The sequence below is a fragment of the Anaerofustis butyriciformans genome (genome assembly GCF_036289385.1).
GTDB classification, from domain to species: Bacteria; Bacillota; Clostridia; order Eubacteriales; family Anaerofustaceae; genus Anaerofustis; species Anaerofustis butyriciformans.
Genome location: NZ_JAYFFH010000002.1, coordinates 85772 through 107687 on the forward strand (window position 1 = coordinate 85772; position 21916 = coordinate 107687).

21 protein-coding genes are annotated in these 21916 nt (G+C 36.7%); 19 read left to right on the forward strand and 2 right to left on the reverse strand.

Features of this window, described 5'->3' with window-relative positions; translation table 11 throughout:
• The first annotated feature begins 1 nt into the window (after position 1).
• From V2W16_RS03855 to V2W16_RS03890, 8 genes are all read left to right on the forward strand, one after another.
• Positions 2 to 586, forward strand: a complete 585-nt coding sequence (locus V2W16_RS03855; RefSeq protein ID WP_329381801.1) for an MT-A70 family methyltransferase — start codon at positions 2 to 4, stop codon at positions 584 to 586.
• A complete protein-coding gene (locus V2W16_RS03860) occupies positions 576 to 1412 on the forward strand; it encodes a VirB6/TrbL-like conjugal transfer protein, CD1112 family (protein ID WP_329381804.1) in 837 nt (278 codons plus the stop codon). Before V2W16_RS03855 ends, V2W16_RS03860 begins: the two co-directional genes overlap by 11 nt.
• 14 nt (positions 1413 to 1426) lie before the next feature.
• The gene (locus V2W16_RS03865) at positions 1427 to 1612 is read left to right on the forward strand and encodes a hypothetical protein (protein ID WP_329381807.1); all 186 of its coding nucleotides are present in this window, start codon (positions 1427 to 1429) and stop codon (positions 1610 to 1612) included.
• Positions 1612 to 1977, forward strand: coding sequence for a PrgI family protein (locus V2W16_RS03870; protein ID WP_329381811.1), 366 nt, complete (start codon positions 1612 to 1614; stop codon positions 1975 to 1977). The genes V2W16_RS03865 and V2W16_RS03870 overlap by 1 nt, the downstream gene beginning before the upstream one ends.
• On the forward strand, positions 1970 to 4303 hold the full coding sequence (locus V2W16_RS03875; protein ID WP_329381814.1) for a VirB4-like conjugal transfer ATPase, CD1110 family: 2334 nt from the start codon (positions 1970 to 1972) through the stop codon (positions 4301 to 4303). The genes V2W16_RS03870 and V2W16_RS03875 overlap by 8 nt, the downstream gene beginning before the upstream one ends.
• Positions 4304 to 4341: 38 nt before the next feature.
• Positions 4342 to 5112, forward strand: coding sequence for a class B sortase (gene srtB, locus V2W16_RS03880; protein WP_329381817.1), 771 nt, complete (start codon positions 4342 to 4344; stop codon positions 5110 to 5112).
• Positions 5113 to 5182: 70 nt separating this feature from the next.
• A complete protein-coding gene (locus tag V2W16_RS03885; RefSeq protein WP_329381820.1) occupies positions 5183 to 5632 on the forward strand; it encodes a hypothetical protein in 450 nt (149 codons plus the stop codon).
• A 15-nt stretch (positions 5633 to 5647) separates the two neighbouring features.
• Positions 5648 to 7357, forward strand: coding sequence for a CHAP domain-containing protein (locus V2W16_RS03890; RefSeq protein ID WP_329381823.1), 1710 nt, complete (start codon positions 5648 to 5650; stop codon positions 7355 to 7357).
• Positions 7358 to 7416: 59 nt separating this feature from the next.
• Here V2W16_RS03890 and V2W16_RS03895 read toward each other — a convergent pair whose 3' ends face one another.
• Positions 7417 to 7749, reverse strand: a complete 333-nt coding sequence (locus tag V2W16_RS03895) for a helix-turn-helix domain-containing protein (protein WP_329381827.1) — start codon at positions 7747 to 7749, stop codon at positions 7417 to 7419.
• Positions 7750 to 7870: 121 nt separating this feature from the next.
• Here V2W16_RS03895 and V2W16_RS03900 point away from each other — a divergent pair, with 121 nt between their 5' ends.
• From V2W16_RS03900 to V2W16_RS03950, 11 genes are all read left to right on the forward strand, one after another.
• Positions 7871 to 8353, forward strand: a complete 483-nt coding sequence (locus tag V2W16_RS03900; protein WP_329381830.1) for an SLOG family protein — start codon at positions 7871 to 7873, stop codon at positions 8351 to 8353.
• Positions 8354 to 8547: 194 nt separating this feature from the next.
• Entirely contained in the window at positions 8548 to 8757 is a 210-nt protein-coding gene (locus V2W16_RS03905; protein WP_329381832.1) for a helix-turn-helix domain-containing protein, read from the forward strand.
• 216 nt (positions 8758 to 8973) lie between these two features.
• Positions 8974 to 9726, forward strand: a complete 753-nt coding sequence (locus V2W16_RS03910; protein WP_329381835.1) for an HNH endonuclease — start codon at positions 8974 to 8976, stop codon at positions 9724 to 9726.
• Positions 9727 to 9741: 15 nt separating this feature from the next.
• Positions 9742 to 11433, forward strand: a complete 1692-nt coding sequence (locus tag V2W16_RS03915) for a DUF262 domain-containing protein (protein WP_329381838.1) — start codon at positions 9742 to 9744, stop codon at positions 11431 to 11433.
• Positions 11434 to 11470: 37 nt separating this feature from the next.
• The gene (locus tag V2W16_RS03920) at positions 11471 to 11719 is read left to right on the forward strand and encodes a hypothetical protein (RefSeq protein ID WP_329381842.1); all 249 of its coding nucleotides are present in this window, start codon (positions 11471 to 11473) and stop codon (positions 11717 to 11719) included.
• A gap of 134 nt (positions 11720 to 11853) precedes the next feature.
• Entirely contained in the window at positions 11854 to 13482 is a 1629-nt protein-coding gene (locus V2W16_RS03925) for a hypothetical protein (protein ID WP_329381844.1), read from the forward strand.
• Between the two features lie 393 nt (positions 13483 to 13875).
• Positions 13876 to 14070 (forward strand): helix-turn-helix domain-containing protein, encoded by a 195-nt coding sequence (locus tag V2W16_RS03930; protein ID WP_182186689.1) that lies wholly within the window; start codon positions 13876 to 13878, stop codon positions 14068 to 14070.
• A gap of 183 nt (positions 14071 to 14253) precedes the next feature.
• The gene (locus V2W16_RS03935; protein ID WP_329382609.1) at positions 14254 to 15723 is read left to right on the forward strand and encodes an HsdM family class I SAM-dependent methyltransferase; all 1470 of its coding nucleotides are present in this window, start codon (positions 14254 to 14256) and stop codon (positions 15721 to 15723) included.
• Positions 15710 to 16810, forward strand: coding sequence for a DNA cytosine methyltransferase (locus V2W16_RS03940; RefSeq protein ID WP_329381850.1), 1101 nt, complete (start codon positions 15710 to 15712; stop codon positions 16808 to 16810). The genes V2W16_RS03935 and V2W16_RS03940 overlap by 14 nt, the downstream gene beginning before the upstream one ends.
• Positions 16811 to 16814: 4 nt before the next feature.
• Entirely contained in the window at positions 16815 to 18779 is a 1965-nt protein-coding gene (locus tag V2W16_RS03945) for an McrB family protein (RefSeq protein ID WP_329381853.1), read from the forward strand.
• Positions 18780 to 18793: 14 nt separating this feature from the next.
• Complete coding sequence (locus V2W16_RS03950) at positions 18794 to 20116, forward strand: LlaJI family restriction endonuclease (RefSeq protein WP_329381855.1); 1323 nt, start codon at positions 18794 to 18796, stop codon at positions 20114 to 20116.
• 112 nt (positions 20117 to 20228) lie between these two features.
• Here the strand turns inward: V2W16_RS03950 and V2W16_RS03955 are convergent, their stop codons facing one another.
• Positions 20229 to 21425: a CGNR zinc finger domain-containing protein gene (locus V2W16_RS03955; RefSeq protein WP_329381858.1), complete on the reverse strand. Its 1197-nt coding sequence runs from the start codon at positions 21423 to 21425 to the stop codon at positions 20229 to 20231.
• Positions 21426 to 21916 lie beyond the last annotated feature (491 nt).

Consider the following 21916-nt stretch of genomic DNA (forward strand, 5'->3'; position numbering starts at 1 on the left):
TTTGAAAAAATATAATATTATTTACGCCGACCCGCCTTGGCAATTTAAAGTTTATTCCTCAAAAGGACTTGGGCGTTCGGCAGAAAGCCACTATCCTACAATGAGCCTTGAAGAAATAAAAAGGTTACCAGTGGGTGAATTAGCTGCCAATGATTGTGCTTTATTTATGTGGACAACGGTACCGCTCTTGCAGGAGTGCTTTTCTATTATGAAGGCTTGGGGATTTGACTATAAGACTATTGCATTTGTCTGGATTAAGCAAAACAAAAGAACCGACAGTCTGTTTTGGGGAATGGGATATTGGACAAGAGCAAATGCTGAGCTTTGTATGCTTGCTACAAAAGGACATCCCAAAAGACAATCAGCGAGAGTCCATCAGGTTATTATTTCACACATCCAAGAACATAGTAAAAAACCAGAAGAAGCAAGAGATAGAATCGTTCAACTGATTGGAGATTTACCTCGTGTAGAGTTGTTCGCAAGAACAAAGAGTGATGGCTGGGATGTTTGGGGAAATGAAATCGACTGTGACCTAAAAATAGAAGGCTATCGCCCTTATTCTGGAGGTGATAAACGTGTCAGATAACTGGGTAGTTCAAAATCTCCAAAACGCCCTTGAAACTTGGAATAGTAAGTTATCGGAAATATGGCAGCTGCTTACGACATCTCCGCAGGAGTTCAAAGGCGGAAGCATTTGGGCGGTGATGGTCAATATTAACGGAGCAGTTCAAGCAATCGGACTTGCCCTGCTTGTTCTGTTCTTTGTTGTCGGTGTAGTTAAAACCTGCGGTAGTTTTACTGAGGTTAAGAAACCGGAACACGCATTGAAACTCTTTGTGAGATTTGCGATTGCCAAAGGTGTAATTACTTACGGTCTGGAGCTTATGCTTGCCCTGTTCAATATCGTGCAGGGAACCATTTCAACGATTATGACTTCTGCGGGGTTTGGTTCCCCAAATCAAACAACATTACCTGCTGAAATGATAACAACGATTGAGAGCTGCGGCTTTTTTGAAAGTATTCCGCTTTGGGCAGTAACTCTTATCGGCGGTCTGTTCATTACTGTGCTGTCATTCATTATGATTATGACAGTATACGGGCGATTTTTTAAACTGTATATGTACACAGCTCTCGCTCCGATTCCGCTTTCTACTTTTGCCGGAGAACCGTCGCAAAATGTGGGCAAGAGTTTTATAAAAAGCTACTGTGCCGTGTTACTTGAAGGTGCGGTGATTGTTCTTGCCTGCATTATCTTCTCGCTATTCGCTTCTACCCCGCCGGTAGTAAACCCTGACGCAGCTGCGGTTACACAGGTCTGGGCATATGTCGGAGAGTTGGTTTTCAATATGCTTGTACTTGTCGGTGCAGTAAAAATGAGTGACCGAATTATTCGTGAGATGATGGGCTTGTAACAGGAGGTTTTTGGATGAAGAAAAATAAGAAAAATAACGATAAATGGCAGAAGAATTTTCCTGCCGCCTGCGATTGCAGACATTGTGTTTTCTATGGCGGAAAGAAAAACGGTATTGTTATCTGCCTTGCAGATTCTTGTACCGATGATAGTAAAACTCGTCATCCAAAACTGGCATATCGCAGAGAAAGGAGCTTTTAATGGAAGTCAAGATTAACCGAGAAATACGAAACTATACAGAGTCAATGTTTTTTGGACTGTCGCTACGACAGTTCATTTTTTCTGTCCTTGCTTGTGCGGTAGCAGTAGGACTTTATTTCCTGCTTAAGCCTCACCTCGGAACAGAAACCGTATCGTGGGTGTGTATTTTGGGAGCTGCTCCGTTTGCAGCACTCGGATTTGTGAAATACAACGGAATGACTGCTGAGAAATTTATTTGGGCTTTTATTAAGTCGGAATTTCTTATGCCAAAGAAGCTGGTCTTTCATTCACAAAACACCTATTACGAAATGATGAAACCGACAATCAAAAAAAAGCAGAAGGAGGCTTATAAGAACAATGATTAAAACTCTTACAACCCTGCTCAAGCAGGATAAAGAAAAGTTTGTAGTACCGAAAGGAGTACAGGATTGTATCCCTATTACCGCCATCTATGATGATGGTATTTTCCGTGTGGGCAAGGACAAATATTCCAAAAGTTTTAAGTTTACGGATATTAACTTTGCCGTAGCCAGCCGAGAAGATAAAGAAGCAATGTTTCTTGAGTATTCCGAGCTTCTTAACTCTCTGGACAGCGGAGCTACAACCAAACTGACTATCAACAACAGACGGTTGAATCGCTTGGACTTTGAAAAGACCATTCTTATTCCTAAAGTCGGAGATGAGCTTGATGTTTACAGAGAAGAATACAACAAAATGCTTCTTGATAAAGCAACCGGGGCAAACGCTATTGTCCAGGACAAATATGTCACTATCTCTATAAACAAAAAGAATGTTGATGACGCACGAACTTATTTTGCCCGTGTGGGCGCAGATTTGATTGGACACTTCGCAAGACTTGGCAGCAAATGCGTTGAGCTTGAAACCGATGAGAGACTTAGAATTGCCCACGATTTCTTTCGTGTCGGAGAGGAAACCTCTTATCATTTCAATATTAAGGAAACACGAAAAAAAGGACACGATTTCAAAGATTATGTTTGTCCTGATACAATGGAATTTGAAAAGGACTACTTCAAAATGGGCGACCGTTACGGGAGAGTCCTTTTTCTGCGTGAGTATGCTTCCTATATCAAAGACAGTATGGTTGCTGAACTTACTGATATGAACCGAAATTTGATGATGTCCATTGATATTGTCCCGGTTCCTACCGATGAAGCAGTTAGAGAAGCGGAAAGCAGACTGCTTGGAGTTGAGACGAACATCACCAACTGGCAGCGCAGACAGAACTCGAACAATAACTTCTCAGCAACCGTTCCATACGATATGGAGCAGCAGAAAAAAGAAATGAAAGAATTCCTTGATGACCTCACCACTCGTGATCAGCGAATGATGTTCGCTGTACTCACTATGGTTCATACTGCGGAATCCAAAGAACAGCTCGATAACGACACGGAAGCTTTGCTTACCACTGCAAGAAAACACTTGTGCCAGTTTGCTGTGCTGAAATACCAGCAGATGGATGGACTTAATACCGCTATGCCGTTTGGTACAAGAAAGATTGATGCCTTCAGAACTCTTACCACAGAAAGCCTTGCGGTTTTTATTCCGTTCAGAGTTCAGGATATTTACCACGAAAACGGCATTTACTACGGTCAGAATGTCATCAGCAAAAATATGATTATCGCTGACCGCAGACAGCTTTTGAACGGTAACTCCTTTATCCTCGGTGTTTCCGGCGGTGGTAAATCCTTTGCGGCAAAGGGAGAAATTGAAAATATTATTCTTTCTTCTAATGCCGATGTCATCATTATCGACCCTGAGCGAGAATACTCTCAGCTTGTCAAAGCTCTTGGCGGAGAAATTATCAATATTTCAGCAACATCGCCGAGCCATATCAACGCAATGGATATGAACAAGGAATACGGCGACGGAGCTAACCCTGTTATCCTCAAGTCCGAGTTTATTATGTCCCTTTGCGAACAGCTTATCGGTGGTAACAATCTCGGAGCAAAACAAAAATCTATTATCGACCGCTGTACCGCAAGTGTTTACCGCACCTATCAGCAGAACGACTATCAGGGTGCAGTGCCGACCTTGCAGGATTTTAGAGCTGAACTTCTCAAGCAGGACGAACCGGAAGCAAAGGAAATCGCCCTTGCTATTGAGCTGTTTACTCACGGTTCTTTGAATACCTTTGCAAAGCAGACCAATGTGGACACAAGCAACCGCTTGATTTGCTATGACATTCTTGACCTCGGCAAACAGCTTATGCCTATCGGTATGCTTGTTGTTCTTGACTCTATCCTTAATCGTATCACACAGAATCGTGCAAAGGGCAGACAGACTTTTATCTTTATCGACGAGATTTACCTTTTGTTCCAGCACGAATATTCCGCAAACTTCCTCTTTACCCTTTGGAAGCGTGTTAGAAAGTACGGTGCTTATGCGACCGGTATTACACAGAATGTGGACGACCTTTTGCAGAGCCATACTGCAAGAACAATGCTTGCAAACTCCGAGTTTTTGATTATGCTTAATCAGGCTTCCACCGATAGAATTGAGCTTGCAAAGCTGCTCAATATCTCCGACCTTCAGCTTTCGTATATCACGAATGTTGACGCAGGACACGGACTCATCAAGGTTGGCAGTTCGCTTGTCCCATTCGCAAATAAATTCCCGAAAAACACAAAGCTTTATACTTTGATGACAACCAAACCGGGCGAGGGAGCATAACCCTTGCCCTTTTTATTTGATGAGAAAGGATAAAACTTATGAAAGACAAAATCTATATTGTAGTTATATGTGCTTTGAGTATTGTGTTTGCCATAAGCGTTGGCTTTTTAATCAAACATAATCTCGACTCTGCAAAGCAGGCAGAAATCTATGATAATCTGGTTGAAATTGTGGAAACACAGCCGGATGAAACGCAAGAACCTATAAAGTATTCAGAAGATGAAACCTTCATCCCTGAGTATCAGGAACTTTATATGCAAAACAATGATATGGTCGGATGGATAAAGGTTGATGGTACAAAAATCAATTATCCGGTAATGCAGTCAAAGGATAACCCTGATTTCTATTTGAAACACGGATTCGATAAGTCATACACCGACTACGGCTGTCCTTATGTTCAGGAAAACTGTGATTTGGAGTTGCCGAGCGACAACATTGTAATCTATGGTCATCATATGAACGATGGTACTATGTTTGCCGGATTGATGAAATACGCAGATAAGAGCTTTTGGGAAAAGCATAAGACTATCGCCTTTGACACGCTCACACAGCGACAGAACTACGAGGTGATCGCTGTGTTTAAAACGGTTGTGTATACGGACAGTCCGGAAAGTTTCAAATATTACCGTTTTGTCAATGCACAAACACCTGATGAGTTTACCGCTTATGTTGACAAATGCAAGGAGTTGTCTCTCTATGATACCGGTATTACCGCAGAATACGGAGATAAGCTCATAACACTCTCTACCTGTGAATATTCACGAACAAACGGCAGACTTGTTGTTGTAGCAAAGCTTATTACAGAATAATCAAAACGGGAGGTGTAAATCGTGTATGAGTAGTATTATTTACTTAGCTGTGTTGTTCGGTGCAAAGGTTATGGACAACGCACTGAGTACAACGAAAACTATAATGATACAACGAAGTCGGTGGATACTTGCAGGATGTGCAGTAGTTTTATCCGACTTCATTTATTTTTGGATAACAAAAAGGGTTGTGTCTGCGGAAAATGAACTTGCAATGCTTGTTGTTGCAATCGCAGGTGGTGTCGGCTGCTCTCTTGCCTGTTTTTTCAATGAAAAGCTGTCTAAAGACAGAACCTATGTCAATGTTATTATGTCCGATAACCTTGACGAGATGAAAAGGTTAAGAGATTTTTTAGCACAGCACCATATCACCAATGTTGCGGCAGACAGTTACACTCTGAATTGGAACTCCAAAACTATTACCATCACAGCATATCCCGAAACCAAAGCAGAAAGCAGGCTGATTAACAAATTTATTGATGAAAGTGATACAAAATTCAAGAGAGTTATTCAGCCGGTATAGGAAGGAGGGATTGTAGTGCCGGATATAAAAACAAAAGGCAGCAATAAAGGTGTAATCAAAACGCTTGATAAAGCTGCAATCGTAACACAGCGTATGAAGCAGTCCTATATTGCAACAAAAAATAAAGCAGAACATTCGGTAAATGCCAACACTAATTCTGCGGAAGAATATGCTTCAGAAAAGCTTGAAGGCGGTACTGATGAGATTGTTCACGACGGTGCTTATGCTTTTGATAAAGCTGGTCGTAAAAGCGTCAGAACCACGAAGGATAATATTCGCTCTGTGAATGACGGAGTACAGCGTTTTAAGAGACAGCGTGCTGAACGGTCTTTGAGAAAGCAGGCATCACAAAACACCAATTCCGCTATAAAAACCGTTGATAAAGCGGAAAAAAATATAAGGCAGTCTGCTACTTCTTCAGGAAAGAAAACCATTAAACTTGCAGGAAAAGAAACTGCTAAGACTGCTCAGAAATCTGTTAAGACAGCCGAGCAAACAGCCAAGACAGCGATTAAGACAAGTCAACAGACAGCCAAAGCAGCACAGAAAACCGCACAAGCAACTGTAAAGGCTTCGCAGAAAGCGGCTCAGGCAGCAAAAGCAACCGCAAAAGCCACAGCAGCTACTGCTAAGGCAGCTGCAAAGGCGACGATTGCGACCATTAAGGCGATTATATTAGCGGTAAAAGGCTTAATTGCCGCTATTATTGCGGGTGGTTGGATTGCAGTTGTTATAATTATTGTTCTCTGCCTTGTTGGTTTGATTGCAGGCTCCGTGTTCGGAATATTCTTCTCCGGAGAGGATTCCGGGACAGGAATGTCAATGCAGACGGTTGTTCAAGAAATCAATCAGGAATACGATGACCGATTGGAAGAAGAAAAGAATTCTGTCAGCTATGATGTACTTGAAATGAGCGGAAGCAGAGCTGTTTGGAAAGATGTTCTTGCAGTATATTCTGTTAAGGTGAATACTGACCCGGATAACCCAATAGAGGTTGCTACTGTGGATGATACCAAGAAGCAACTTCTAACAGATATATTTTGGGAAATGAATGAGATTTCCTCCAGCACAGAAACGAAAACTCACACAGAAATAGAAGAAAGCGATGACGGTCACGGTAATATCGTTGAGACCGAAACCACAGTCACAGAGACATTTTTATATATAACGGTATCTCACAAAACCGTTGATGAGATGGCTGCGATGTATGGGTTTAATCAAGAACAAAAAGATTATCTTACGGAGCTGCTGAAAGAAGAAAACAATCCGTTATGGTCGCAAGTTCTGTATGGCATCGGATATAGTGACGGTCAAATTGTAACTGTGGCATTGTCACAGGTCGGAAATGTAGGCGGTCAGCCGTACTGGTCGTGGTATGGCTTTGATTCCCGTGTAGAGTGGTGCGCTTGTTTTGTCTCTTGGTGTGCAAATGAGTGCGGATATATTGATGCAGGAATTATCCCGAAATATGCAGGCTGCGTTAATGGCTCACAATGGTTCAAAGACCGAGGACAGTGGGCAGACAGGAACTATGAACCTGCACCCGGCACAATTATCTTCTTTGACTGGGAAGGCGACGGTGTTACTGACCATACTGGTATTGTTCAGAAGTGTGAGAACGGAACAGTTTATACAGTCGAAGGAAATTCCGGAGACGCTTGCAGAACAAGAACGTATGCTGTTGGAAGTTCTGTTATCTACGGATATGGTGTTCCGCAATATTAAATTATTAAGAGATATAACAAAAAAGATGCTACTCCTTTGCGGGCAGCATCTTGTACATACTATTGATTTTTATATTTGTCCAATTCAACTAACATTTTATAAAGTTGTTCTTGCTCAATTTTGCTCTTTGATGCAATGAATTCATAGCATTTTAAAGGAAAATTTTCTGATTCGTTATCACCTAATTTTTCAAACAACTGAGAAAGTGAAATCCCCATTGCTATTGAAATCTTCTCGATGCTTTCCAATGTAGCATTTTTCTCTCCTCGTTCTACTTGTCCAATGTAAGTTGGATGACAACCGGATAATTCTGCAAGTTTTTCCTGACTAAATCCTTTGCTAGTTCTATAATTACGGATACGTTGTCCAATAATTTTTGATATTTCACTCATAATTCCAACCTCCAAATATAGTCTATAAGTATTATTTATACTATTCCACAGACTATTGATATTTAATGTCGAGTTTGATATACTATAGATATTAAATAAATATAATTAGTACTTTTAGTATTTGGATGGTGACTGGATGAAAGAAAAAACTGTTTGCTTTACAGGACACAGGGATATTTCCGGTGTTAAAAGTTTGGTTATTAAACATAAGTTGAAATGTACTATTATCAAGCTAATTGCTGAAGGTTATTGCTATTTCGTAACAGGTGGTGCTTTGGGTTTTGATACGCTTGCAGAACAAACTATATTAGAACTGCAAAAAAATTATCCGCAGATAAAATTGATACTGGTTTTGCCTTGCATTTCACAAGCCAATAAGTGGAGCGAAGAAGATAAAATGGTTTATGAGAGCATAAAGAGAAAAGCAGATAGTGTGGTGTATACTTCTCAAAATTATTTTCGTGGCTGTATGCATAGAAGAAATCGATACCTTGTAGATAGCAGTTCAGTGTGCATTTGTTATTGTACAAAGAAAACAGGAGGAACGGCATATACGATTGATTACGCTCAGAAAAAAAGATTGCAAATAATAAATTTGGCATAGAAAACACCTCTGATACATTCATGGTCAGAGGTGTTTTTAATATCTTACAGTTATAATATGGATAAATGATATCTTCAGCTATAGTTTTTTATAATTCAATATTCAAATATTGCGATTTTATATATTATATAGTATAATAAATTATCTTATTTGTATTAGAAGTTATAACTCTATTCTATGGGAGTGACGAATGTATGATTAGAAACAATATAGAAGTAGATATAAAAGTAAAATGTATAGAAAACGGAATTACACAGGCTAAGCTTGCAGAAGAAATTGGTACTACGAGTCAGTATGTAAACCGCATAATAAAAAAACAAAATGGTGTAGTAAATAAGACATTTGTGCAAATGCTTGAAGCTTTAGGATATGATATCGAATTTAATTATATAAAAAGATATTAATTAGAGATGAGTCTTGAGAAATTTATAAAGTATCATTTTGGCAAAGAATAAATAGAAATCATTTTCTGTTTAAAATACAAACAAACGAAAGTGAGTGCAATAAATACAAGTGGTTATGGAATATTTTATGTGTTTTGATATCGTAGTAAATATTAACAACGCTAAAAAACATTTTTAATAATAAAAAAGTTTCTGCATTATTGAGGGGTAATTATTATGATGATAGATATGAAATATTTTAATGTATATTATTTTTGTCATTTAGCTAATGAAAGTATGGGAAAGTTTGAGTATGCATCTACCAATGCAGAATTTACAGAACAGCAGTTTCAGATTGAACCAGAAGAATTTCCTAGGATTTCTGTGCTAAGAGAATATTGTTCATGGCTAGTTGATAGAGTTTTTTATGAGCAAGCAATCCTTATTTCCAATGACGAAACTTATGATTTTAATCCAATCAGCTGGATTAATCAAGCAATAACAAAATATAAGCAAATAGTGATTTCTACTGAGAATGAGTTTAAATTTGACGAGGATGATTACTTAGAAACATACAACAACTATTTGGAGTACATAAATAAGTATGAAGATGGATTGTTTTATAGTGTAATTTATGATATTGCTACAGAAGTAGAATATATTTTGTTTCAAAATAGAGATTTTTTGCTTAGATTTAACGAGCAACAGGCTGTAGCATTTGAAGATAATCCGAGAACACGAGTTTATATTCCAGAGTGGGTTAAACGTGCGGTTTTATTTAGAGACAAAGGTTGTTGCGTTTTCTGTAAAAAAGATTTAACAGGACTGTACACACTACTGGAAGACAACGAAAAGCAGTTTGACCATATCGTTCCATTACATGATGGAGGAATAAATGATGTGTGCAATATTCAGTTATCTTGTAAAGAATGTAATTTAAAAAAGTCAGATAGTAGCAAAACAAGTACATTGTATCGTAGTGCTTATTGATTTGGAGGTTTGTGAATGAGTATACTTATAGATAACAGCATAACAATTTATGAAGCTCTTGAGCATATCAAAGACGGAAAATATGTTATGCCCGCATTTCAAAGGCAGTATGTATGGAGCATGGAGCAGATTGAAAAGCTGTGGGACTCTATTCTTTTGGATTATCCTATAGCTACTTTTCTGTTCTGGCACGTGGATGATGACAATGTGAGTTGGGATACATATTTTTGCAATTTCCTGTCAGAGGTTACCTTTGACAGCAGAAAACAGGCTGACAGTGTAAACTACGAATTAAGCAATATCAATGTCAAGATGACCGATACAGCAGTTCTGGACGGACAGCAGAGATTGACCTCTTTATTCTTATCACTTTTCGGACATGCCTATATCAGACAAAAACACGCAAGAAAGAAAATAGCGGGCGGTACTGTTGTAAAACTTCTCATCGAACTTAACAAGCACAAGCTGACCGTTGACGAGGAAGAATATAACAGCAAAAAATATGACATCAAGTTTACTGAGAAGGTAGGCAAACTGAGTCCTACACAGTTTGAAATTAGAGAAATCCTCAGTGATAAATTCCGTGATGATAGTACAAGAGAACAAGCCATAGAGTCTGCCATTGCCAATGTACCGGCTGATAGCAAAGAGTATGCCCGTGATATTCTCAATAAACTGTATAATAAGATTTTTGTAGAAAAGTTAATCCGCTATACAGAAATTCAGGATATGAAACAGGATGATGCTTTAGAAATGTTTGTCCGTTTCAACAGTGGCGGCAAGGCACTGAAAAAGCACGAAATTACTATGTCCATTTTGGAGGCATATTGGCCTAATGCAAAAACAGAGTTCGGAAGACTGCTCGTAGATTCTTATGCCGGATTTGGCTCTGATTTTATCGTTCGTTCTGCCCTTATGCTTTATGGTGATGTTGTAAAATCCAATATCAATAAGCAGATTGCAGAGGACTTGAAGAATAATTGGCAGGATTTCAAGAAAGCTCTGAAGAGTCTGGAATCTGTGCTTAAAGATATGAAAATCGAAGTTAGTCGTTTTGCAAGCAGCTGGAATGTGCTTTTGCCTATTATTTACTTTATGTATTACAACTCAGACTACGCAAATAATCTGGATGGCATCAAAGCTTATTTGATTAGGGCTGTTCTGTTCACTTATTTCCAATCTGGAACAACGAGCAAATTGCAGCAGATGAAAAGCAATATCAATAATAATGAATACGAAATTACGATTGATATGTTAGAACAGATGAATGAACTTCGTGTGACGGATGGTAAAATTGATGATATTATAAATTCTGAAAAAGGTAGCCGTGTTGCTGGAGAGGCATTGTACTTCCTTGGCCTTGATTGGATTAGTAAGAAGTTTAAGTATGAACAGGACCATCTGCATCCTTATGACAGATTTGACAGCACAAAGCCAATTTCTGTTTCTATGGATGATTGGCGCAGATGGCGAAGCAACAGAAACAGGCTACCGAATCTGCAATTGCTTGAAGGCAGAAGTAACGGCAGTAAGAATGCGATGCGTCTTGTGGACTACTATAATGACATGAATGATGAACAAAAGGCTGTGTTCCACAAAGAGGCTCTCATTCCGGTCGGTGTTTCTCTTGAATTAGAAAATTTCGAGCAATTTTATGAAAAGCGTAAAGAACTGTTAACTATAAAAATCCGTCAGTTATTGGGATAATTAGAAATAGCTTATGTTTATGAATGGGAGGATTGTTATGGCAAATAAATTTAGAAATACATTTTCTGGTTTTGGACAAGAATTGTTAGATGGTGTTAGAGCATCTTTCCAAAGCCATTTAGATGAGGCAGCTTTTGAAGAGCGAGTAATGGGAATTGAAAATGCTACTTCTGCAATGCTAGAACTTAATATTGAGGAAAATAAAATAATTGAGATGCTACAAAAGTATTGGGACTTGCGATTGAGTGAAGCAAAGATGTTCATTGAGCATCATAAAGGTGAATAGTATTGACAGTTTATAAATCCAAGTAGTTGGAATAAATTATTTTTATAAAATGTTCTGATGTATAAGTAGTTTCTGTTGAAACCAATGTAGCTAGGAGGTATATAATGTATTCAGTTGATATGAAAAATGCTCAATTGATTTTGCGATATAGCGATGTTTTTCCCGGAGAGAAACCAAACCTTGTAGATAAAATAAAAAATATAAATATGCATAAAACAATATCAATTATTAGTGAATTGATTCAAATTAAAGATGCCAAGTGCGAACCTATAAATATATTTGGAATGGAAGTAAGATTCCCCTTTGAAATTATTTTGAAACGTGATTATTGCGGAATGAAACCAGAGTCTCCAAGGGAAATGATGGAAAACATGATGATGAGAAAAAATCAACATATCATTTCTTTGCAGATGCTATTAATTCTTCTAAAAAAAGTAATTATTTACGGCAATTATGAATCTTTGAAAGAACAAAATTACGAAATAACCAATGATGATTATAAGGATATAATTATGATGCAACTTTTAGTTGCTGATGAAATTTCAGAAAAGCATAGAGAGAGAATAGATACAGACCACTTTCTTTATTCAACGTATCATTTGAATTATCAAAGAAATGTTGCAAATGAGTTTTTGCGTATGTACTACATGATGGAATGTTTAAGCCGTAGTCCATATAATTTTTCAGACGATGTGCAATCTGAATATAGAGATTACTACGGAGATTTCACTTCAAAATATTGCATTACGCCAACAGAATACAGCTCACTGCTATTTTGGGAATTACATTACTATTATTCAGATAAAAATTATTTATCGACATCAAAATGCTGGAGAAATATTGACCTGATATATAAAGAGGCAAAGGAAAAAGAGAAGATATCTAAAGTAATAGACATTTTAATGAAAAAACCATGTGAATTAAGAGAATGGGCAATAAAAAGCGAAATGGACGAATGGGACTTTACATTATTCTACAGTTTTCCTTTTATTTCAGACGGACAATCAAATTATATATCCGTTTCTAATGTTACGTTGATAAATGCATTCTTTGAAAAAATTTTTTGGCTTATAAGGGACTGCTATCCACAAAAAGATAGTCGTGCAATGGCTTTTTTTGGACGTTTATTCGAACGATATATTCAGGATGCTACTAAAGATGCCTGTCGTAAGTCCTATACATATATAAATGAATTCCAATATAAAGTAAATAGAGCTAACCGAAAATCGTCGGATGCTTATGTAAGAAAAGAAAATAATTTATTGGTTGTAGAAGCAAAGGGTTTTTCTGTATTAGTTGATTGTATGGCTAAGAACGAAAAGATAGAGAAAAATAATGAAAAATTATTTGTAACACCTGTTTTGCAGGCTGATGAACGTTTGAATGAATTTTATAAATGCAAAAAAGAGTTCGCAGGTGTTGAAGAGGCTTTCGTTATATCAGTCACATTAGATAATATCAATGCTATACCAAATTACTACAATACAATTCATAAAGAGATAAGTGAAAAAAAGAAATGCACACTGGTTCGCTATTATTTTAATCTCAGTATTGAAGAATATGAGATGCTTTTGTATTTAATCGAACAGGATATAGATATTTTTGAGATTCTTAGAGAGTATTTTACTAATAGAGTGCTTTCTCCTTTTAGTAACTATGTAAGAGAAAAAGTTGGTAGTGTTAATATGACAAGATTTATGGAAGAAAATTATAAAGCCGCAACAAATAAGATGGAAAGTATGTTGTCAAAATCGCATTATTGATATATTTTTCAATTCACAAAAGTATGAAAAGTAATTAGATATATTCCCACGCTTATGCTCGCCCTATCCACACAGACCATGTACTGATGTCAAGAGTTGATAGTAGTGTGTGTAAAAAAGAACTTCCCGAGAGTTGAATTTTAAACTTCAACTCTCGGATTTTTTTGTAAGGCAAAACTGAATATGACCACAATCGGAAAACCACAGGATTAAGTTGGCGGCTCCATTAGATAAGTTATAAAGATAGTGTTGTTAATCTTTATTTGATAATCTAAATATAAATAAATATCAGAAAACATCAAAAAATATTATAAAACATTGTTTTGAGAATGAAATATGGTATTATATTATAGAGTTTTTATATCTACTTGTATTATGCAGAGGTGAATAACAATGAGTGAAAATATAAATGAAAAATGGATAAGTATAGAAGAAGCAGCAGAACATTTAGGCATTAAACCTGTAACCGTACGAGATTGGATAAAAAAAGGAAAAGGCATTCCGGCTCATAAAATAGGCAAAAAGTGGAAGTTCAAATATTCCGAATTAGACGCTTGGGTAAAGAGCGGACAGAGTGCCATAGAATAATTAACGGGTAGGTGTAAAATGGCAAACGATATGTTGATTAACGCATTGAAAATAACAAATGGCTATTTAAATCAAAACTATAGCCATAATGAATTAAAAATAATCCGTAGAGAAATCAATGCTATTATAGGAGAGTCACTGAGTGTAGAAGATTCTCTAAACAAGCCTTATTCATATGAGGAGATGCAAGAAATATTGTCTACCTTAAATGAAAAGGAAACTATAAGAAAAAACAAAGGTGTATATTACACGCCATTGGACGTTGTTAAGTTTATATTGATTAATAGTGTAAAAATGGTATGTAGGAGACTACAACCAAACAACCTTCATGTCTTGGATTTGAACGGCATACCATACAGTACATTCTGTTATGATAAGACGGTATATGATCCAACCTGTGGAACTGGTGTTTTCCTATTAGCAGCACTTGAATTGAAGTTAGATATACTTGATTTACATCACACAGATGTTACAAAAGGTAAAATTAATAAAGTAGTTGCATCCATAAAAGGAAATGACTTAAACAGAGACTCAATGACAATTACAAAAATTAGGTTGTTTTTATGTGTTTTGCATAGACACGGCGTATCAAAAATTAAAGGACTTTCAGGTGTTCTTAACAACTGTTATGAATGCTATGATTATGTTGAACAAAAACCTAAAGTTGAAAATAAATATGATATTATTATTGGAAATCCTCCATATGTAGAAGATGCAAAAAGTGATTCAACACCAGAGAAAAAATATGGAAACATATATGCAAATGTATTAGAAAACGCAGCCTTGCAGTTAAAACCGGGCGGTGTTATGGGTTTTATAATCCCACTATCATATGTTTCCACGCCGAGAATGCAGAAGATTCGTGATGAGTTGTATACTACTGTGCCAGAGCAATATATACTCAGTTATTCCGATAGACCTGATTGCTTGTTTACTTCAGTGCATCAAAAACTTTGTATATTGCTTGGTCGAAACAAAACAGGAGAACGAGATGTATATACAGGGAATTATAGATATTGGTATAAAGAAGAACGCTATGATTTGTTCAATACAGCTGAAGTTGTTAAAAACAACTATGTAGAAAATGCATATATTCCTAAATTGGGTACAAGATTGGATACATCTGTATACAGAAGAATAAATGGATTTAATACATCTATTATTAGTCTACTTGAGAAAAATGGAGAGCCTTTATATTTGAATATGCGAGCGGCATTTTGGATAAAGGCATTCCTAAATGAACACGCAGGTGCGGAATATAAAACATTCAAGTGTGAGAACCAAGATTATGCTAATTTCTGTATGTGCCTACTTAATTCTTCTTTGTTTTGGTGGTACTGGATTTGTATATCCGATTGTTGGCATATTACAAGAAAAGAATTGTTGGGATTCAAAGTGCCGGAAATCGATGATTTTACTGAAGTTAATAGACTTGCTGTGGCACTTGAAAATCGGTTGGAAGAAACGAAACTCTATGTTGGTACAAAACAAACTGAATATGAGTACAAACATAAATCGTGTGTTGATGTAATTCATCAAATTGATGATTACGTCAATATGTTATATGGCCTGACAGAAGAAGAAGGGTTGTATATTAAGAATTTTGCTTATCGATATAGAATCGGTGGAGGTGTTGAAGATGAACGTAATTGACCTATTTTCAGGATGCGGAGGACTATCCCTTGGATTTATCAAGGATGGTTACGTGGTTAAGAAAGCGGTAGAATTTGATGCAAACATAGCTAACACCTACAAGAAAAATCATCCGGAAGTAGATGTTATCGTTGATGATATAAGAAATATCGACCAATCAGGCGTATTTAAAGCAGGCGATGCAGATGTAATTATTGGCGGCCCTCCTTGTCAAGGGTTCTCAATGGCAGGAGCAAGGATAAGAACAGGATTTATTGATGACCCACGTAATTATCTTTTTAAGCATTATTTCAATGTAGTAAAAACAGTAAAACCCAGAGCGTTTGTGATGGAAAACGTCAAAGGGATAATGACCATGCAGGACGGAAAAATCTTTAAAGAGATTCTCAGAATATTTTCCGATGCTGAAATGTTGGATGGAAAACCATATAAAATCAATTATAAAATCGTTAAAGCGACAGAATTTGGTGTGCCACAAAAAAGAGAAAGAATGATAATCATTGGAACTCAGGCATCTGAATATGATTTTAATGAGATGTGGGAAAGAACGAAACAGGATATTCTTAGGGAATATCCGCACTACTTTGATACCGTTACAGTAGAGGATGCAATTGGAAATTTAGGCACCACAACAACGGATGGCAATATAGAAAATCCTATTCCGATTACAGAATATCAAAAGTATTTGTCATCGACTGGTAGTGAGTTAAGTAACCACACCAAGACTAATCATTCTCGTGTAGCGGTAGATAGAATGAGTCGAGTGGCTAACGGAGAGAATTATACGGCTTTAGAAGAAACAATAAAGTCTGTTCATAGTGGAGCCTATGGACGATTATGTTGGGATGAACAAGCACCAACGATTACAACGAGGTTTGACACTCCTGCGGGTGGAAGATTCATACATCCTGTTGAAGATAGAACTCTTTCTCCAAGAGAGGCAGCGAGAATACAAAGTTTTCCAGACGATTTTGTTTTCTATGGAAACAAGACATCGATATGCAAACAGATAGGAAACGCTGTGCCACCTAAAGTGTCCTATTTCCTAGCACGTTTAATAAATAAAATAATCGAGACGGAGGTATAAGGAAATGAATTCAGTTTTACAAAACAAACTAAATGAGTTGCAGAATGCAAACGATTATGAGTGTTGGTATTTGGTGAAACAACCTACTGCATTTGATAATATATGTTATCTTGTATCTTTTTTGAAAGAATTCAAGTCAAAAAATACGCCTGAAAATTTGCAGGATTTTATAGGAAAAAAAGTAACTGAGATAAATGCAAGCAAACCAAATGTTGAAATTTCCAATAATTATCGTGCATTGCGAGTTGCTGCTTTCTTCGGATTAATTACCATGACATCTTCAAAGTACGAAGAGGCTATCATCACTGAGGCATTTGAAGAAATAAACAATAGATGTGGCGGTGCTTTTGAAAATAAAGAATTATATGAAGACATCATTCAAAGGCAGATTGAAAAGATGTATATCAGTTCCACTGTCGATGAAGGATACAACGGTGTTCGTCAAGACTTCCGTTTATATCCTGTAATGCTGCTCTATAAGGTATTGCTCGAATTAGGTCGTTCTACAGGAGCATATAAAATTAGCATGACTGAGTACCGTTACTTAGTTGCAACAACAAAGGTGTTTGAAAACTTTCTTGAAACCTTATTACTTATTAAATTATTGAGAGAAGATATCTCTGCAAATACAGAATTTGAACAATATCGTACCAAATTTGATAACAGATTAATACAAGCACTTAAGCAATTATCTACTTTGGTAATTGACCGTGATTCTATCGCAATAAAGTCAGAAGCAGTTGAAGAAGTGGCGAAAAAAGTATTCATCTTTGAAAGCAATCCTAATGTTTTTGCTACTGAAAATTATCTTGGCTTTTTGGGGTCTACAAAATCTTTATTTGAACTTGATGAGTTTGAACTTGAGGATAGTACAGAGGACGGACAGAATGCAGAAACTGTAGATTATGATAAAGTTCCTCGTATTGATAACGGAACGAATGTACTCCTATATGGCGTTCCAGGTTCTGGCAAGAGCTGGACTATTGAGCATGAATACTGCAAAAAAGGTACTAATGTAGAGCGTTTGGTTTTCCATCCAGACTATACTTACTCCGATTTTATTGGTCAGATTCTACCGAATGTGGCTGAAGACGGACAAGTAAGCTATAAGTTTACGGCGGGACCGTTTACTAATATTCTGGCTGATGCTTATCGAAATCCGGATAAGGAATATATCCTTATTATCGAAGAAATCAACCGTGGCAATGCTCCTGCAATTTTTGGAGAAGTGTTCCAATTACTTGATAGAAAAAACGAAATTCAAGATATGGATGATGGTTATCCTATTGGCACAAGCGAGTATGGTATTACAAATGCCAATATAGCTGCAATTGTTTATGGAGATGCAAAGCACAAAGTTCGTATCCCGTCTAATCTTTCAATTATTGGCACTATGAATACATCAGACCAGAATGTATTTACTTTGGATACAGCCTTCCAGCGTAGATGGGAGATGCGCCTAATTGAAAATAACTTTGAACATGTAGACAGAAGGTTAGCAGATGCTGAAATCCTTGATACAGGAATCACATGGGAGGTATTTTGTACTCAGATTAACAAGATTATTGTAGGTAATAATGCCAGAATGACATCTGCTGAAGACAAGCGTCTTGGTGCCTATTTCGTACACTTGCGAGATTTGGAATACAACCCAAGTATGGGTAACTTGTCTGAAGGTGAATACGATAGCCTTCGACAAAAAGAACAGGACAAGACTATTACCGAAACAGAAAAAGGGAGACTTGCTGAAATACGTGCAGCAATGAAACAAAATCGTAAGTTTCCGGAAAAGGTAATCAAATATTTATGGGATGATGCGTTTAAGTTTAACAGAGAGATTGTTTTTGAAACAACAACATACCAAAGTTTGGAACAAGTAATCAGAACTTTCATGTATTCTGAAAAACTTGACCGTTTATCAATGTTCAAAGACAATGTGAGAAACGCATTTACTAATCCCGAAGATTAAGGTGGTGAGTCTGTATGGATTTAGATTCAGCATTATATATGGCGATGGTCGATGATGATATTACTAAGCATTGTCATGTTAACTCAAATGAAGATGGTGACCGGTTTGTAGGCATTAAAGCGGATTCGGATAATGCGATGGTCTATTTCCCTATCGGATATCAGCTTCCTGAAACAGATGCAGAAATTAGAACAGATATCAAGCACTTGATTCAAGTGCTATCAGAGTTTACGACTAAAGAAGACCGTTTGCTTGCAATAAATAAGTTCGCAGCACCGCAGACTGTCGATTTCCCTATCAATGCTTATAAGAGCGTTATAGAATATTATTTTTCTATTGGTGGTAAATATTATGTTGAGGTAGACCCTGCGTACAAAACGAGTGCAACTGGAAAACAGGACTGGCCTAAAACGGTGCGAAATCAAGTACCTTTGGTACAACAAAAGGATGGAGTTAGTTCTTTTATCTATACTGAGTTTACAGTGAGAGCAACAACACCAAACGATTCAAAACAGATAACGCAAATCAATCGTTTTTGCGTATATGAGGCTTTTAAAAAGTTGGGATGGCTGTATGTTCCATATATGCCGGAGCAACCGGGGCCACATCCGGATATAAAAACGTCCATTGTAATTTTGGATACAAAGCTTGGAAATACAAATGATGATAAAAAACGCAACTTGTTTCAGGCAATGAAAGATATGCTCGAATACATGGATGAAAAAACATCTGATAAACAGTTTTATTTTGGTACAGATAATTTCGACTATGTATGGGAAAAGTTGATTGACAGAGCATTCGGAGAAAAGGATAAAAATAAATATTTTCCTCGTTCAAGATGGTTGCTTGACTATGGTAAGTATAAAGAAAAGCGTCCGCTAATGCCGGATACAATTATGATTTACAATGGAAAGTATTATATTCTTGATGCCAAATGCTACAAGTATGGTTGGACTGGTATTCCTGAACACTTACCTAATGGTTCATCAATCAATAAGCAGATTACATACGGTGAGTATTTAGAAAAGTATAAAGGCGTCAATGCCACCTCTCTTTTCAATGCTTTTATCATGCCATACAATATGACTAAGAACTTTTTTAAGCTGGATACCGTCGTTGGGAATATTGGTGAAGCGGTAGGAGACTGGCGTAGCAACAAAAAATATTATGAACGCATACAAGGTATCGTGATGGATACAAGATATTTGTTGTATCATTACACAGGAAATCCGATAAAGGAAAAGGTAGCCTTAGCAGATTGCATAGAAGCAGTTTTAAGCAGAAAACCTGTGCCACACGCCACAGAAGAGACAACCATTACACCATCTCAAGTATAACCCTGCCAAGATTGTGTCAATAGTTGCAGAAGAAAAAGCACAATATGGCAGTGATGTATAATAGAAAAACCTGTACCATACAGTAATTGATACTGTATGGCACAGGCTTTTTTTATTTTACCTGTTCTCGCTTTTTCTTTCTGTATCGGTCTTGGGTAACTCGGTTGCAACATTCGGTACAGCAATATTTGGTTCTTGTTGATGTTGTTTTTACAAGAAAATATCTCTGGCATCGTGGATTTGCACATTGACGGTATAACTCAAGATCTGGTTTCAAATAAAAGATAGAGAAATAAATGGCACTCAGCAAGGAATCCACTTTCCAAGAAGGTGACATTGTCTGCACATCGTATTCCGGAAAAATTCCATTAAGGTTGGCATTGATTTCCTCTCCTAAAATATGTCGAGCAATTTCTATTATAGTTGATTTCATTTCATCGTTCATCGTAGATAAATCTGCAGAAGGATATAGGGTTAATCCTTGAACCATATCGTAAGTTTGTAATTGTCCAAAATCATGATGTAAGTGAAAAAGAAAATCTATGATTTTTCGCTCTATATGAGAACCATTATAATTACAGTATAATTGAGTGATTTGTTTATAAAATGGTGTAACAGCAATTGCTCCATTTATTGATGTGCCACTTACAATATCATTATACTCACTAATGTCCAATTCATAAGATGGTGTGGCAATAGTATCGTAAACGGTATAGGTATCTTTGTTAAAAGCCTCTTGCTGTCTTTCCCAACTAAGTGATATAGCACTTGCTTTAACCATCGTATCCATAAAAGAGTGTCTACAACTTGTATATGGTGCTGACATTGAGTTCATTTTTATCTGAAGTGGTTCTGACAGCATTAAGTATAATGTCAGGTGTGTTATTTTCTCGTAATCTTTATGTATTTCATTGACAGCAGTCATTAATTCCACAGTGGCTTTGATATGTAGAATAAATTCATATAATAATGATGCATCAATACTTTCGTATTCAGCATCACTAACCGGAAATAAAAAACCGTTGCGTTCAAAAAAATTGTATAGGTTTTTGAGTTTTTTGTTAGGCAATGCAATAAGAGAGCCGAGAATATTATCCTCTTCGGTTGTTCCGTTAGCAGCAATTCTGGATAATCCAGTTTTTGCTCTATAGCCGAATAGTAGCGGTCTATCTGAATAGGATTGAAATTTAAAAGTTTTTTTGGGTGGCATCCCTGGAGAGGTGTGTTCTATATCCTCAACGCAATTACAAGCATAACTTTTAAATGTAAACACGTTATTTTCAAAAAAATTTTCTATAATTTGAGGCATAATTTTCCCCTTTCAGTAATTCAAAAGTCATGCTATATAGCATGGCTTTATTTTTTATTAGTAAAAAAATAATGATAAAAACTATATAACATTTACATTGTACACTATAACCCATATAAAAACAACATTGAAAACATTATTAAATAATAAATGTTATGTTTAAATTTGCTATCTTCAATTACTTTTTAACTTGTCCTATACTTAACATAGGTTGAAAAACTTAAAAATTAATATCACAAAGCCTGATTAGCTATAGGGCATTGGGATACAAATATTGAACCAACCTCAGTGAAAACTGCAGGAGGTGCGATAGAAGTACCCTTCTTTTCCTATGCATTTATTTTCAGGCAAAACAGGTCGGTGCTTCTAAAACGCCGACCTATTTTTGTACCCTTTGCCTTTCCGTGAAAACAGGCGGAAAGGACAAGTTTATGCAATTAAAAAAATGGCAAAGTGCGATTGCTAAGTATCCGTAATCTCCGAATTTTTGA

What these genes read in the sequence shown, in the direction of transcription:
- V2W16_RS03950 (WP_329381855.1), top strand. Translation starts at nt 18,794, where the DNA reads ATGGATTTAGATTCAGCATTATATATGGCGATGGTCGATGATGATATT.
- V2W16_RS03945 (WP_329381853.1), top strand. Translation starts at nt 16,815, where the DNA reads ATGAATTCAGTTTTACAAAACAAACTAAATGAGTTGCAGAATGCAAAC.
- V2W16_RS03910 (WP_329381835.1), top strand. Translation starts at nt 8,974, where the DNA reads ATGATGATAGATATGAAATATTTTAATGTATATTATTTTTGTCATTTA.
- V2W16_RS03920 (WP_329381842.1), top strand. Translation starts at nt 11,471, where the DNA reads ATGGCAAATAAATTTAGAAATACATTTTCTGGTTTTGGACAAGAATTG.
- V2W16_RS03875 (WP_329381814.1), top strand. Translation starts at nt 1,970, where the DNA reads ATGATTAAAACTCTTACAACCCTGCTCAAGCAGGATAAAGAAAAGTTT.
- V2W16_RS03935 (WP_329382609.1), top strand. Translation starts at nt 14,254, where the DNA reads ATGCAAGAAATATTGTCTACCTTAAATGAAAAGGAAACTATAAGAAAA.
- V2W16_RS03915 (WP_329381838.1), top strand. Translation starts at nt 9,742, where the DNA reads ATGAGTATACTTATAGATAACAGCATAACAATTTATGAAGCTCTTGAG.
- V2W16_RS03955 (WP_329381858.1), bottom strand. Translation starts at nt 21,425, where the DNA reads ATGCCTCAAATTATAGAAAATTTTTTTGAAAATAACGTGTTTACATTT.
- V2W16_RS03870 (WP_329381811.1), top strand. Translation starts at nt 1,612, where the DNA reads ATGGAAGTCAAGATTAACCGAGAAATACGAAACTATACAGAGTCAATG.
- V2W16_RS03940 (WP_329381850.1), top strand. Translation starts at nt 15,710, where the DNA reads ATGAACGTAATTGACCTATTTTCAGGATGCGGAGGACTATCCCTTGGA.
- V2W16_RS03865 (WP_329381807.1), top strand. Translation starts at nt 1,427, where the DNA reads ATGAAGAAAAATAAGAAAAATAACGATAAATGGCAGAAGAATTTTCCT.
- V2W16_RS03885 (WP_329381820.1), top strand. Translation starts at nt 5,183, where the DNA reads ATGGACAACGCACTGAGTACAACGAAAACTATAATGATACAACGAAGT.
- srtB (WP_329381817.1), top strand. Translation starts at nt 4,342, where the DNA reads ATGAAAGACAAAATCTATATTGTAGTTATATGTGCTTTGAGTATTGTG.
- V2W16_RS03930 (WP_182186689.1), top strand. Translation starts at nt 13,876, where the DNA reads ATGAGTGAAAATATAAATGAAAAATGGATAAGTATAGAAGAAGCAGCA.
- V2W16_RS03895 (WP_329381827.1), bottom strand. Translation starts at nt 7,749, where the DNA reads ATGAGTGAAATATCAAAAATTATTGGACAACGTATCCGTAATTATAGA.
- V2W16_RS03905 (WP_329381832.1), top strand. Translation starts at nt 8,548, where the DNA reads ATGATTAGAAACAATATAGAAGTAGATATAAAAGTAAAATGTATAGAA.